The sequence below is a fragment of the Microbacterium algihabitans genome (assembly GCF_032464975.1).
In the GTDB taxonomy this organism is placed as follows: domain Bacteria; phylum Actinomycetota; class Actinomycetes; order Actinomycetales; family Microbacteriaceae; genus Microbacterium; species Microbacterium algihabitans.
In genome coordinates this window covers 428,479-441,557 of sequence record NZ_JAWDIU010000003.1, presented here as the reverse complement: position 1 = coordinate 441,557, position 13,079 = coordinate 428,479, and the positions used below count along the sequence as shown (strand labels likewise).

General features: G+C 71.2%; 11 protein-coding genes, 1 rRNA gene and 1 pseudogene. 12 read left to right on the top strand and 1 reads right to left on the bottom strand.

Annotated features, from left to right (window positions below):
- Positions 1-68: ribosomal RNA gene (gene rrf / locus RWH43_RS17705) — 5S ribosomal RNA — on the top strand; the annotation flags it as partial.
- 5 nt (positions 69-73) lie between these two features.
- On the opposite strand, the gene RWH43_RS11745 is transcribed toward rrf, so the two are convergent.
- Entirely contained in the window at positions 74-1,231 is a 1,158-nt protein-coding gene (locus RWH43_RS11745) for a hypothetical protein (RefSeq protein ID WP_316001565.1), read from the bottom strand.
- Between RWH43_RS11745 and RWH43_RS11740 the strand changes: the two genes are divergently transcribed.
- The 11 genes and pseudogenes from RWH43_RS11740 to RWH43_RS11690 all read left to right on the top strand — a co-directional run.
- Complete coding sequence (locus tag RWH43_RS11740; protein ID WP_260979723.1) at positions 1,202-1,969, top strand: hypothetical protein; 768 nt, start codon at positions 1,202-1,204, stop codon at positions 1,967-1,969. The genes RWH43_RS11745 and RWH43_RS11740 overlap by 30 nt on opposite strands.
- Positions 1,966-3,003: an HAD-IIA family hydrolase gene (locus RWH43_RS11735; protein WP_316001564.1), complete on the top strand. Its 1,038-nt coding sequence runs from the start codon at positions 1,966-1,968 to the stop codon at positions 3,001-3,003. Before RWH43_RS11740 ends, RWH43_RS11735 begins: the two co-directional genes overlap by 4 nt.
- A 19-nt stretch (positions 3,004-3,022) precedes the next feature.
- Positions 3,023-3,187 (top strand): hypothetical protein, encoded by a 165-nt coding sequence (locus RWH43_RS11730; RefSeq protein ID WP_186325477.1) that lies wholly within the window; start codon positions 3,023-3,025, stop codon positions 3,185-3,187.
- Positions 3,184-3,984 carry a TlyA family RNA methyltransferase gene (locus RWH43_RS11725; RefSeq protein WP_144832039.1) on the top strand — a complete coding sequence of 267 codons (801 nt, stop codon included), beginning with the start codon at positions 3,184-3,186 and terminating at the stop codon, positions 3,982-3,984. The genes RWH43_RS11730 and RWH43_RS11725 overlap by 4 nt, the downstream gene beginning before the upstream one ends.
- Positions 3,981-4,901, top strand: coding sequence for an NAD kinase (locus RWH43_RS11720; RefSeq protein ID WP_144832042.1), 921 nt, complete (start codon positions 3,981-3,983; stop codon positions 4,899-4,901). Before RWH43_RS11725 ends, RWH43_RS11720 begins: the two co-directional genes overlap by 4 nt.
- Positions 4,898-6,592 (top strand): DNA repair protein RecN, encoded by a 1,695-nt coding sequence (recN, locus tag RWH43_RS11715; protein ID WP_144832045.1) that lies wholly within the window; start codon positions 4,898-4,900, stop codon positions 6,590-6,592. Before RWH43_RS11720 ends, recN begins: the two co-directional genes overlap by 4 nt.
- Positions 6,589-9,450 (top strand): amino acid adenylation domain-containing protein, encoded by a 2,862-nt coding sequence (locus RWH43_RS11710; RefSeq protein WP_316001563.1) that lies wholly within the window; start codon positions 6,589-6,591, stop codon positions 9,448-9,450. Before recN ends, RWH43_RS11710 begins: the two co-directional genes overlap by 4 nt.
- Before the next feature lie 38 nt (positions 9,451-9,488).
- Positions 9,489-11,186, top strand: a complete 1,698-nt coding sequence (pyrG, locus tag RWH43_RS11705; RefSeq protein ID WP_316001562.1) for a CTP synthase — start codon at positions 9,489-9,491, stop codon at positions 11,184-11,186.
- A gap of 1 nt (position 11,187) precedes the next feature.
- On the top strand, positions 11,188-11,766 hold the full coding sequence (locus RWH43_RS11700) for an NUDIX domain-containing protein (protein ID WP_144832053.1): 579 nt from the start codon (positions 11,188-11,190) through the stop codon (positions 11,764-11,766).
- A gap of 1 nt (position 11,767) precedes the next feature.
- Complete coding sequence (xerD, locus tag RWH43_RS11695) at positions 11,768-12,757, top strand: site-specific tyrosine recombinase XerD (RefSeq protein ID WP_316001561.1); 990 nt, start codon at positions 11,768-11,770, stop codon at positions 12,755-12,757.
- 66 nt (positions 12,758-12,823) lie between these two features.
- Positions 12,824-13,079: pseudogene (locus tag RWH43_RS11690) on the top strand (hypothetical protein); the annotation flags it as partial.

Below are 13,079 nucleotides of genomic sequence, written 5' to 3'. Positions count from 1 at the left end.
AAGCTAAGCCTCTCAGCGCCGATGGTACTGCAGGGGGGACCCTGTGGGAGAGTAGGACACCGCCGGACTTCCTTTAAGTCGAAATGGCCACCCAAAGCTGGGTGGCCATTTCGCATTTACGGGTACTTTTACCCTGAGGAGGACAGTCATGTCGACGGACGACGCGAACGATCGCAAGCGCAACGAAGGGCGCTCGGGCGACCGCGCGTCCGGACGTGGACAGTCCTCCGGCGGAGGGTCGGCTCCTCGAGGCGATCGTCCGTTCCGTCGTGATGGTGAGCGGCCCGTTCGCCGCGACGGTGATCGTCCGTTCCAGCGTGATGGCGGGAGCCGTCCGCCGCGTGATGGCGATCGTCCGTTCCGTCGTGATGGTGAGCGGCCCGTTCGTCGTGACGGCGATCGTCCGTTCCAGCGTGATGGCGGAAGCCGTCCGCCGCGTGATGGTGATCGTCCGTTCCGTCGTGATGGTGAGCGGCCCGTTCGTCGAGACGGCGACCGTCCCTTTCAGCGCGACAACGGGAGCCGTCCGCCGCGTGATGGCGATCGTCCGTTCCGTCGTGATGGTGAGCGGCCCGTTCGTCGAGACGGCGACCGTCCCTTCCAGCGCGACAGCGGAAGCCGTCCGCCGCGTGATGGTGACCGCCCCGCTCGTCGTGACGGCGATCGTCCCTTCCAGCGTGACGGTGGAAGCCGTCCGCCGCGTGAGGGTGACCGTCCCTTCCGCCGTGACGGCGACCGTCCGTATCAGCGTGATGGCGGGAGCCGTCCGCCCCGCGATGGTGATCGCCCCGTTCGTCGTGACGGCGATCGTCCCTTCCAGCGTGACGGTGGAAGCCGTCCGCCGCGTGAGGGTGACCGTCCCTTCCGCCGCGACGGTGACCGCCCGCAGCGCCGGGATGGCGACCGGCCCTTCCGGCAGGACGGCGACCGGCCGTCGTACCGCGGCGGTGAGTCCCGCGGCTTCGGCGGTGGCGATCGCCGTCCCTCGCGCGACAGCCGCCCGGGTGCGGGAGCGCCGCGTCGCTTCGATCGCGATGACGCACGGACCACGCGCCCGCCGCAGGACCAGCGCGAACGCGGACCCGAGCTGCCGGAAGACGTCACTGCGTACGACCTTCCGGGTGCGGCCCGCAATGAGCTGAAAACTCTCAGCAAGGACAACGCCGACAACGTCGCACGTCACCTCGCGATGGCGGCACGAGTGATCGACGAAGACCCGGCGCTGGCCCATGCGCACGCCCTCGCCGCGTCGCGCAGCGCCGGCCGTGTCGGCGTCGTGCGTGAGACCGTGGCGATCACGGCCTACGCCGTGGGCGACTTCGCACTCGCGCTGCGCGAACTCCGCACCCATCGCCGTATCACCGGCTCCGACGAGCAGCTGCCCCTCATCGTCGACAGCGAGCGCGGGGTCGGTCGTCCCGACCGTGCACTTGAGGAGGGACGCGCTGTCGATCGCTCCACCCTTTCGACGTCGGTGCGCGTGCAGCTGGCGATCGCGATGTCGGGCGCCCGCCTCGACCTGGGCCAGGCGGATCGTGCGCTTCAGGAGCTCGAGATCCCCGAGGCCGACCCCGACCGTGCCTTCGAATGGAGCCCGGCGCTCTTCTCCGCCCGCGCCGCCGTGCTCGAGGAACTCGGTCGTCTCGACGAGGCCGCCGAGTGGGAACGACGCGCAGAGGTCGCCGCGGACGCGCTCGACGCCGCCGCAGGCGTGGCCGACCGCGAGGTGATCGTGGTCGAGGAGATCGACCTGATCGACGACGAGGGCGGGGTGGAGGTGGCATCCGGTGTCATCCCCGTCGCCGACGATGAGGCTGCATCCACCGACGACGTGGAGTCCGCCGACGAGGCCCAACCCGCCGACGTGACCGAGCCCGACGTCGACACCGCTGACTCTGACGCTGACGGCACCGACGCGGATGCCGCCGACTCCGACGCTGAGGACGACGAGGCGGAGGACGCCCGATGATCTTCGGGCGCGGCAGAGCCGACCCGACGCCGCTCGACGGAGTCGACGTCGTGCTCGCCGACCTCGACGGTGTCGTGTACGCAGGGCCGGGAGCACTGCCGCACGCCGTCGACAGCCTGAACCGCGCCCAGCAGGAGGGGCGCCGCCTCGGGTACATCACCAACAACGCATCGCGCACCGACGCGTCGGTCGCGGAGCACCTGACCTCGCTCGGTCTGCACGTGACGCCCTCCGATGTCACCACGAGCCCGCAGGCGGCGATGCGCCTCATGCGCGACCTCGTGCCGGCGGGGTCGACTCTGCTGGTCATCGGTGGCGAGGGACTCGTCGTCGAGGTGGAGAAGGCGGGGTTCGTCGTCACGCGCAGCGCCGACGACTCTCCCGCTGCCGTGGTGCAGGGGTTCTCTCCGGAGGTGGGATGGGCGCAGCTCGCCGAAGCGGCCTACGCCCTGGCGACGCCCATCGAAGAGGGCGGGATCCCCTGGGTCGCGACCAACACCGACTGGACCATCCCGCAGGCGCGCGGGATCGCGCCGGGAAACGGCACGCTCGTGTCTGCGGTGCACACCGCCGTCGGTCGCCTCGCGACCATCGCCGGCAAGCCCGAGCGCCCGATCTTCGACGAGGCCGTCACGCGCACGGGAGCCGAGAGCCCGCTCTTCATCGGCGACCGACTGGACACCGACATCCAGGGTGCGCTGACCGCCGAGATGAAGTCGCTGCTCGTGCTCACCGGCATCGATCGCCCCAAGCAGGTGCTCGCCGCACCGCCCTCGCAGCGGCCGGACTACATCGTGGAGGACCTCCGTCAGCTCTTCGAGCCGTATCCCGCGACCGTCGTCAAGGGCGAGCGCACCCGCGTCGGTGATGCGATCGTCGAGATCGACGGGGTCGACCTGCGCATCGTGTCGGCGGGGGACCGTCAGATCGATCTGCTGCGCGCCGGTGCCGCGGCCATCTGGAACTCCGGTCGCGCGATCTTCGGCTTCCGCGTTCCGGAGCGACTTTACGCCGACCCGTTCCGCGTGCGCTGACCTCGGTAGCATGGCATCCATGTCGGACACCGCCCCGGATGCCGCTCCCGAGCTGATCGATCGGCTGCGTCTCATCGAAGAGCAGCCTCTCGACATGCGCGCGCAGGCCTTCGCCGCGCTGCACGACGAGCTCGCCCGCCGCCTGGAATCCGCTCCGAGCGACCCGTCGGCGTCGCGACCGTGACGGCGCGCCTCGACGCCGAGCTCGCTTCGCGCGGTCTCGCGCGCTCCCGGTCGCACGCCGCCCAGCTCATCGCCGGCGGCCTCGTCACCGTCGACGGCCGCGCAGTGGTGAAAGCCTCGGCGCCCGTGGGAGAAGACAGCGAGATCGTCGTCGCCGGCACCGACCACTACGTCAGTCGCGGTGCGCACAAGCTCCTCGCGGCTCTGGACGCCTTCTCCCTCGAGGTCGAGGGCTCCGTCGCGCTCGACATGGGCGCATCGACAGGCGGATTCACGCAGGTCCTGCGGGAGCGAGGCGCTCGTCCCGTCCTCTCCGTCGACGTCGGGCACGGGCAGTTGTCCACAGTCGTGGCATCCGACCCCGACGTGGTGTCGGTAGAGGGGTATAACGTGCGGTTCATGACCGCCGAGAACCTCGCCGCCGCCACGCGCGTCGCCGAGCGCCCCCGCGTGGTGACCGGTGATCTGTCCTTCATCTCGCTGCACCACGTGCTTCCCGCGGTCGTGGCGACGGCCGCGCCCGACGCCGACGTCGTGCTGCTCATCAAGCCGCAGTTCGAAGTCGGCCGCACCGCGGTGAAGGGGGGTCTGGTGACCGATCCGGCGCTGCGCTCCGACGCGGTGCACGGCGTGCTCTGGGCGGCGTGGGACGCCGGACTCCGCACGGCAGGACTCGTCGCCTCGCCGATCGTGGGAACGCACGGCAACCAGGAGTACGTCGCGTGGTTCTCGGCCGCACAGGGCACCGACCCCTCACAATGGGAGAGCACCGTGACCCGACTGACCGGAAGCCGATGACCCCCAGCGATCGCCGTATCCTCCTCGTCGTCCACGCGCGCCGTGACGACACCGTCCACGCCGCCGAACGCATCCTCACCGCCGTGCGGGCCGCAGGCGCGACGCCGGTGGTGTCGGCCGAGGACCGCCCCGAACTCGCCGACCGCCTCTCGCTCGACGGCGTCGCCACGCTCGGTGAAGACGTGAGCATCGACGACGTCGAGCTGGCGATCGTGCTCGGCGGCGACGGAACGATCCTGCGGGCGGCCGAGATGGTCCGCGGCGGGACCGCCCCGATCCTCGGCATCAACATGGGCCACGTCGGCTTCCTCGCCGAGATCGAGCGCGACGACATGGATGACGCGGTGCATCGAGTGATCGCGCGCGACTACTCGGTCGAAGAGCGGTTAGCCCTCGCGGTGCGCGTGCTCGACGCCGACGACGAGGTCATCTTCGAGACGTGGGCGCTGAACGAGGCGACCGTCGAGAAGGCCAGCCGGGAGCGCATGCTCGAGGTCGTCATGGAGGTCGACGGCCGACCGCTGTCGTCGTTCGGCTGCGACGGCATCGTCGTCGCATCGCCGACCGGATCGACGGCCTACAACTTCTCGGCGGGCGGCCCGGTCATCTGGCCCACGGTCGAGGCGATCGCCGTCGTCCCGCTCTCGGCCCATGCACTGTTCGCCCGGCCGCTGGTCGTGAGCCCCGACGCGATGGTAGCGGTCGAGGTGCTCGAGCGCACGAGCGGCAGTGGCATCCTGTGGTGCGACGGGCGACGCTCGCACGAGCTTCCCCCGGGCGCGCGCGTGATGGTGCGCCGCTCCTCGCGTCCGGTGCGTCTCGCCCGTCTGCACCCCGCCGCGTTCACCGACCGGCTCGTCCGCAAGTTCCGCCTCCCCGTCACCGGGTGGCGCGGAATGGCCGGAGGCGTTTCGTGATCGAGGAGATGCGTCTGCGCGACCTCGGCGTGATCGCCGATGCGACCCTGCCCATCGGCCGCGGCTTCACCGCGATCACCGGTGAGACGGGCGCGGGCAAGACGATGGTCGTGACGGGTCTCGGTCTGCTGTTGGGGGCCCGCGCCGACTCCGGCGCCGTGCGCTCCGGCGCGGCTCAGGCCGCCGTCGAAGGCGTGTGGCTCGTGCCCGAGAACGGCCCCGTCGCGGCGCGCGTGCGCGAAGCCGGAGGCGATGTCGAGCCGGTCGGCAGCGGCGACGCCGAGCTCTACCTCGGGCGCACCGTTTCGAGCGAAGGGCGCGGTCGCGCCACGGTCGGCGGCCGCACGGCTCCCGCCGGTGTCCTGGCCGATCTCGCCGACGATCTCGTGGTGGTGCACGGCCAGTCGGACCAGCTGCGGCTGCGTTCGGCGTCGGCCCAGCGCGATGCCCTCGATCGCTTCGGAGGCGAAGCGGTGACGGCCGCGCGCTCCGCCTATCGCGCGGCTTTCGACGAGTGGCGCGGCCTCGATGCCGAACTGACGACGCTCACGACGGACCGCGACGAACGCGCGCGCGAAGCGGAGCGGTTGCGTGCCGCGATCACCGAGATCGAAGCGATCGCCCCGCAGCCCGGCGAAGAGGACGAACTGGCCAAGCGTGCCGAGCGCCTCGCGAACGCCGAAGAGCTGCGGATCGCCGCGGTCACCGCGCACGCCGCCCTGTCGAACGACGACGGTTCCCCCGACGTCGTGACCCTGCTCGCCGAAGCCCGTCGCGCGCTCGAGCGCATCGCCGCCAGCGACGACGACCTCGCCGCGATCGCCGAGCAGGTCGCCGAACTCGGCTACCGCGCGACGGACGCCTCGGTCGCGCTGTCGGGGTACCTCGCCGACCTCGACGAATCGGGTCCGCACGAATTGGCAGCCGTCGATGAGCGTCGCGGGGTTCTCGCCGCGCTCGTGCGCGCGCACGGCTCGGTCGATGCCGCGATCGGCCTGCTGGAGACGGGATCCGCCCGCCTCGTCGAGCTCGACGACGACGGAGACCGCCTCGAGAGACTCGCGGCGCAGCGCGACGCCGCCGCCGCCGAGCTCGACACCGCGGCCGCCGCCCTCACCGCCGCTCGAGAAGACGCTGCTCTCCGCCTCGGCTCGCTCGTCACCGAAGAGCTGCACGCGCTGGCCCTGCCCGACGCCACGCTCACCGTCCAGGTAAGCCCGGCCGCTCCCGCCGCCCATGGGCGTGATGAGGTGTCGATTCTGCTCGCCCCGCATCCGGGCGCGGATCCGCGACCGGTGTCACGGGGTGCGTCCGGTGGCGAACTCAGCAGGGTGATGCTGGCGATCGAGGTCGTGATCGCGGGGGTCGACCCCGTTCCGACCTTCGTGTTCGACGAGGTCGACGCGGGCATCGGAGGGGCTGCGGCCATCGAGGTCGGACGCCGTCTGGCGCGTCTCGCGGAGTCGTCGCAGGTGATCGCGGTCACCCACCTCGCGCAGGTCGCCGCGTTCGCCGGCAACCACCTCAGCGTGGTGAAGGCGAACGACGGGTCGGTCACGGCGTCGAGCGTCCGCCGCCTCGACGGTGCGGAGCGCGAAGCGGAGATGGCACGTCTGCTCTCCGGACTGAGCGACTCCGACGCCGCGTTGACCCACGCCCGCGAGCTGCTGGAGACCGGGCGATCGCGATGACCGACGCCCCCGACGACGCGAGACAGGCGCCGCCGGAGGCGACGCTCGTTCCCGCACCCCAGCACACGCCGCTCTGGCTCGCGCTGTCGCGGCTGCTGGAACGACTCGAGGCATGGCTGCGGTCGCACGGCGGCCATCGGCTGCGCACCGGCATCCGCGTGTTCTGGGCGGCGGTGACCGCGCTCGGGATCCTGCTCCTGGTCGGACCGGTCCTGAACGCCCCGCTGACCTTCGATGACATCACCTCGTCGGCGAAGGACGCGACCAGCACGTGGTTCGCGAAGGACTTCTCGGCTGAGTACGTGGTCGTTCGCGACGACGAAGGGCGGCTGGTCGCCCAGGTAGAGGAACGCTTCACGGCGGTGTTCCCCGACGACGTCGACGAGCACGCGATCGAGCGTGTCGTCGCCTCCCAGTACGAGGGGCATGATCTGCGTCCGCAGCTGCGCGAGGCGAGGCTCGACGATGCGATCGTCGAGGCGCGCACAAGCGCCGGCCCCACCCGCACGACCTACACGATCGACGCCGGCGAGCGGCTCACCGGCACCCATGACGTCGTGCTCAGCTACGACCTGCGCGACCTCGCCTACGACGACAGCGATCCGTCGTCGCAGCAGTCGTATCAGGTGCTCGAGTGGGACGTGTTCGGGCCGGACTGGCCGCACGGGGTCGCGGGGAGTTCTCTGCGCGTGAGCGTGCCGCGCGACCTCGCCGCGACCTACGCCCGTCAGCCCACATCGGGGATCGCCTGGCTGCTGGTGAGCGGGTCGACGACGTTGGAGCCGGAGGACGCGGCATCCGACCCCCTCGTGTACGAGGTCTCGAACGACCAGAACATCCCGCCCTACGGCTCGTTCTGGTTCACCCTGCGCTTCGCGCCCGGGACGCTCGCCATGCCGGGGCCCTCGCCTCTGTTCTACGTGCAGGCCTACGGTCCGTTCGTCCCGCTGCTGCTGCTCGCGGTGGGCGTGCTGTTCGCACTCGCGGCGCGAGCCGTCGCGTGGGGGGATGCGCGCGGGCGCGCCTGGTTCGTGCCCGAGTCGCAGCGCCGCAGAGGCAGCTCGGTGGCGCTCGACGCGCGCCTGTGGGGAGCACGGCGGACCGCAGCGCTCGCCGAAGCCCTCGAGGCGTGGCGCCGCTCGCCGGAAGACCCGCGGCTGACGCGGCGTCTCGCGCGAGCGGGCTATCGCGCGGGACGCTGGGGCGATCTCGTTCCGGCGGGTCGGGCGTTCCGCTTCTCGCCCGCGTGGCGCGCGCAGTTCGACGACGGTCTGCGGCGGGTTCCGCGGGGGTTCGTGCGCGACGCCTTCCTCGGCGGGGCGATCGCGCTGACCGCCCTGCAGTTCGGGCTCGCCCGGCAGCTGTCGCATCAACGCGCGCTGACGCTCGAGTGGTGGCCGCCGGTGGCCGCCGTGGCAGGAGCGATCCTCGCCGTCGCCGTCATCGCGATCGCACTGAGCGCCCGTCCGCTGACCCGCGAGGGCGCCCTCGCGCGCGAACACCTGCTCGGCCAGCGCCTGCACCTCGATCAGACGCTGGCCGCGGAGCGGGCGACGCTGCGCTCGGTCGATCTGCCCTACGTGGTGATGTTCGCGCGTCCGCGGGCAGCCGGCCGCCTCGTCCGAAACCTGTTGGCCCGAGAAGGCATCGGCCGACGAGCCGGAGCCGATCCGACGTTTTTCGGCGCGGGTCGGCTCGGCGTGCGCTTCGCGGCGGTCGCCGTGGTGGGCGGAGCCGTCGCGCTCGCGTTCCTGACGGCGTCGCCGACGAGCCCGCCGCCCGACCAGAGCGACGTGCTCGACGATCTCGACGGGTCGTACGGCGTCGCCGTCACCGACGCCCGGTTCGACGCCACGCTCGTCCGCTCGGACGACGGCTCCGCGCGTCTCGACGTGGTGGAGCGCCTGCGGGCGGACGTCGCGGCGCATCTGCGCGCCGTGCCTCAGGTCACGCGCGCGTGGCGCGACGTGGTCGACGGCCACGACCAGGGGCTGCGCGTGCAGGAGATCACCGTCGACGGTCGAGCGGTGCCCTTCGAGCAGACGCGACGGATGGGGTACGCGGTCGTGCAGAGCCGGTTGCCCGACGACTGGGAGGGCGAGCACGACGTCGAGGTCCGATACACGCTCGATCGACCGGTGGTGGCGGCGCAGGCCGACGGGGCAGCCGTCGAGGAACTCACGTGGACGGCGCTGATGCCCCGGTGGACGTGGACGTGGCAGCTCCCCGATCTCGAGACCGAGCGACTGCGGATGAGCCTGACCCTCTCGGACGAACTCGCCGACAGCCTCACCGACGGCTCGGGATGGCTCGACGGGACCCCGAACCGACCCGACGAGCCGCCGATCCCGTTCGGCGACACGCTACGACGCGGTGACCAGGCGGTGGTGGCGTTCGACGAGAACGTCGACGACGAGTACGAGTCCGACAGTCTGTGGCCGGACGGCTACGGCGGCGTGCAGCTCCGCTTCGCGGAGGGGACGTTCGCCGCGTCTCCCGCACCGGGGATCGGCCATGCGCTGTGGATCGGTCTGCCCTGGGCGCTCGGGCCGGTCCTGGGATTGCTCGCGGTGGTGCTGGGATTGGTCGGAAGCCTCGCGCGCGGCCGGATCGGTGTGCAACGCGACCTCGCACGATGGATGCCGCCCAGCCTGACGATCGCGCAGATGTTCCTCGTGGGCTGGGCCGCGGGGGAGGCGTCCGACGACGACCCGATCCTGCCTGTGGTGCTCGTTCCGCTCGTCGTGTCGATCGTCGTGGGGGTCTTCGCGTTCATCCGGACGCGCCGCACCTCCGCGCCGGGCGAGCGCCCTCGGCATCCGGCACGCCCGAGACGCAAGAGTGCGGCGACGCGCTGACCAGTTCTCACCACTGACTGATAGGATCGAAGCCCGTGATGAAGACTTCGGACGCGGGACATTCAGACGACACGACTTTCACGACGAAGCACATCTTCGTCACCGGAGGCGTGGTCTCCTCCCTGGGGAAGGGCCTGACGGCGGCAAGCCTCGGCAACCTCCTCACGGCACGCGGTCTGCGCGTGGTCATGCAGAAGCTCGACCCGTACCTCAACGTCGATCCCGGAACGATGAACCCGTTCCAGCACGGCGAGGTCTTCGTGACCGACGACGGCGCCGAGACCGACCTCGACATCGGTCACTACGAGCGCTTCCTCGACATCGAGCTCAGCCAGGCCGCGAACGTCACCACGGGCCAGATCTACTCGCAGGTCATCGCCCGTGAGCGCCGCGGCGAGTACCTCGGCGACACCGTGCAGGTCATCCCGCACATCACCGATGAGATCAAGCGCCGCATGCGCCTGCAGGCCAGCGAGAAGCCGCAGCCCGACGTCATCATCACCGAGATCGGCGGAACGGTCGGCGACATCGAGTCGCAGCCCTTCATCGAGTCGGCGCGCCAGATCCGTCACGAACTCGGCCGCAAGAACGTCTTTTTCGTGCACGTCTCTCTCGTGCCGTTCATGGGCGCCTCGGGTGAGCAGAAGACCAAGCCCACGCAGCACTCCGTCGCGACGCTGCGCTCCATCGGCATCCAGCCCGACGCCCTCGTGCTGCGCAGCGACCGCCCCGTCACCGAGTCGAACAAGCGCAAGATCGCGCTCATGTGCGACGTCGACGAAGACGCGGTGGTCAACGCGATCGACGTGCCGAGCATCTACGACATCCCGTCGATGATGCACGACCAGGGCCTCGACGCCTACATCGTCGACACCCTCGAGATCTCGAAGGCCGCGGACGTCGACTGGACGCGCTGGAACCGCGTGCTCCAGGCCGTGCACAACCCGAAGCACGAGGTCACGATCGGCCTGGTCGGCAAGTACATCGACCTGCCCGACGCGTACCTCTCGGTCACCGAAGCCATCAAGGCCGGTGGCTTCGGCCAGGAGACCCACGTCAAGATCACGTGGATCCCCTCCGACCTGTGCGAGACGCCCGACGGCGCGGCCAAGGCCCTCGGCGCGGTCGACGGCATCATCGTTCCCGGTGGTTTCGGCATCCGGGGCATCGAGGGCAAGCTCGGTGCGCTGCGGTTCGCGCGCGAACAGGGCATCCCCACGCTGGGCATCTGCCTCGGCTTGCAGTGCATGGTCATCGAGTACGGCCGCACCGTCGCCGGGCTCGAGGGTGCATCGTCGAGCGAGTTCGACCCCGACACCGCGCACCCGGTGGTGGCGACGATGGCCGAGCAGGTCGACATCCTCGAAAGCGGCGACCTCGGCGGCACGATGCGCCTGGGTCTGTACCCCGCCGCGCTCGCCGAGGGCTCGCTCGCCGCGGACCTCTACGGATCGAACGACATCTCGGAGCGTCACCGCCACCGCTACGAGGTCAACAACGCCTACCGCCAGCAGTTGAGTGACGCGGGCCTGGTGTTCTCAGGCCTCAACCCCGACCTCGACCTCGTCGAGTTCGTCGAGCTGCCGCGCGACGTGCACCCGTACTACATCGCGACGCAGGCGCACCCCGAGCTGCGCTCGCGCCCCACCGAGCCGCACCCGCTGTTCCGCGGTCTGGTCGGGGCGGCCCTCGAGCGTCACCGCTCGAGCGAGCTGTTCGACGTCGAGGAGGACTGACATGGAAGAGCTGCGCGACGAGAAGGTCGACCTCGAGATCGTCTCGACCGACCTGGTCTACGAGGGCGCGGTCTGGGACGTGCGCTCCGACACCGTGCGCTATGGCGACGGCGAGATGACCCGCCAGTACGTCGAGCACCCGGGGGCCGCGGCGGTCGTCGCGATCGACGACGAGGAGCGCGTCGTGCTCATCCAGCAGTACCGCCACCCCATCAAGGAGCGCGACTGGGAGATCCCGGCCGGACTCCTCGACGTCGCGGGCGAGCCGCCGATGGAGACCGCCAAGCGCGAGCTGACCGAAGAGGCCGATCTCGCCGCCGACCGCTGGCAGCACCTCGTGTCGATGCACACGACCCCCGGCGGCAACGACGAGGTCGTGCACCTCTTCCTCGCGCGCGGCCTGCGGGCGGTCGAGACCGACTTCGAGCGCGAACACGAGGAGTCCGACATGCGCCTCGAGCGCGTGCCCCTGGCCGACGTGATCGACGGCGTGCTCGCGGGACGCCTGCGCAACGGCATCCTGGCCACCGGCGCCCTCGCGGCGGCCGAGGTGCTGCGCCGCGAGGCCTCCGCCCGCTGACGTGGAGCTCGAGCGCGCGGTCGAGACCTATCTCCGGCACGTCGCGCTCGAGCGCGGGCTCTCCGACCACACCGTGGCCGCGTATCGCCGCGACCTGTCCGTCTACACGGACTGGTTGGGTGAGCGCGGCGTCGTCGAGGTGGAGACCGTGACGCCCGCCCTGATCGCGGACTTCGCGGCCGAGCGCGCCTCAGCGGAGCCGCCGCCCGCCTCGTCGTCGCTCGCGCGGATGCAGTCGTCGGTGCGGGGGCTGCACCGCTTTCTCGTGCGGGAGGGGCGAGCGGATGCCGACCCCACGGGGCGACTGCGTCCGCCCAAGGCACCGCGCCGCCTGCCGAAGGCCCTGACGATCGCCCAGGTCGATCAGCTGCTGGATGCCGCGGGGCCCGCGCCCGGCTCGGCCGACGCCTCCGCCGCGGAGCCGGCGGCCGTGCGCGACCGCGCGTTGCTCGAACTGCTGTACGCGACGGGAGCCCGTGTCTCGGAGATCGTGCAGCTCGACGTCGACGACACCGCCCACGGTGACCTGCTGCGCGTGCGCGGTAAGGGCGACAAGGAGCGGATCGTGCCCGTCGGTTCGTACGCGCGCGCGGCGGTCGAGGCCTACCTCACACGCGTGCGACCCGCGCTCGCCGCGAAGGGGCGGGCGACGCCGCGGCTGTTCCTGGGCGTGCGCGGTGCGCCGCTCTCGCGTCAGAGCGCGTGGCTGATCATCCAGGCCGCCGCCGAGAAGGCGGGGCTCACCGCCCACGTTTCGCCGCACACGCTGCGGCACTCGTTCGCGACGCACCTGCTGCAGGGGGGCGCGGACGTGCGTGTCGTGCAAGAGCTGCTCGGACACGCCTCGGTGTCGACGACGCAGATCTACACGCACGTCTCGGTCGACGCGCTGCGCGACGTGTACGCGACCTCGCACCCGCGGGCGCGGCGACGCGACAGCGTCCGGTCCCTTCGACGGGGACCTCGGGCGCAGCGGGGCGGAGGTGGCTGAGCTTGTCGAAGCCCCCGGGCGGCTGCAGGGGGTTCTGGTCCCTTCGACGGGCTCAGGGACCTGGGTGTGTCCGGTCCCTTCGACGGGCTCGGGGACCTGGGTGTGTCCGGTCCCTTCGACGGGCTCGGGGACCTGGGTGTGTCCGGTCCCTTCGACGGGCTCGGGGACCTGGGTGTGTCCGGGTCCTTCGACGGGCTCAGGGACCTGGGTGTGTCCGGGTCCTTCGACGGGCTCGGGGACCTGGGTGTGTCCGGGTCCTTCGACGGGCTCGGGGACCTGGGTGTGTCCGGGTCCTTCGACGGGCTCGGGGACCTGGGTGTGT

Coding starts and splice junctions, on each gene's coding strand:
- RWH43_RS11700 (WP_144832053.1), top strand. CDS start 11,188: ATGGAAGAGCTGCGCGACGAGAAGGTCGACCTCGAGATCGTCTCGACC.
- RWH43_RS11720 (WP_144832042.1), top strand. CDS start 3,981: ATGACCCCCAGCGATCGCCGTATCCTCCTCGTCGTCCACGCGCGCCGT.
- RWH43_RS11710 (WP_316001563.1), top strand. CDS start 6,589: ATGACCGACGCCCCCGACGACGCGAGACAGGCGCCGCCGGAGGCGACG.
- pyrG (WP_316001562.1), top strand. CDS start 9,489: ATGAAGACTTCGGACGCGGGACATTCAGACGACACGACTTTCACGACG.
- RWH43_RS11745 (WP_316001565.1), bottom strand. CDS start 1,231: ATGGGCCAGCGCCGGGTCTTCGTCGATCACTCGTGCCGCCATCGCGAG.
- RWH43_RS11730 (WP_186325477.1), top strand. CDS start 3,023: ATGTCGGACACCGCCCCGGATGCCGCTCCCGAGCTGATCGATCGGCTG.
- RWH43_RS11735 (WP_316001564.1), top strand. CDS start 1,966: ATGATCTTCGGGCGCGGCAGAGCCGACCCGACGCCGCTCGACGGAGTC.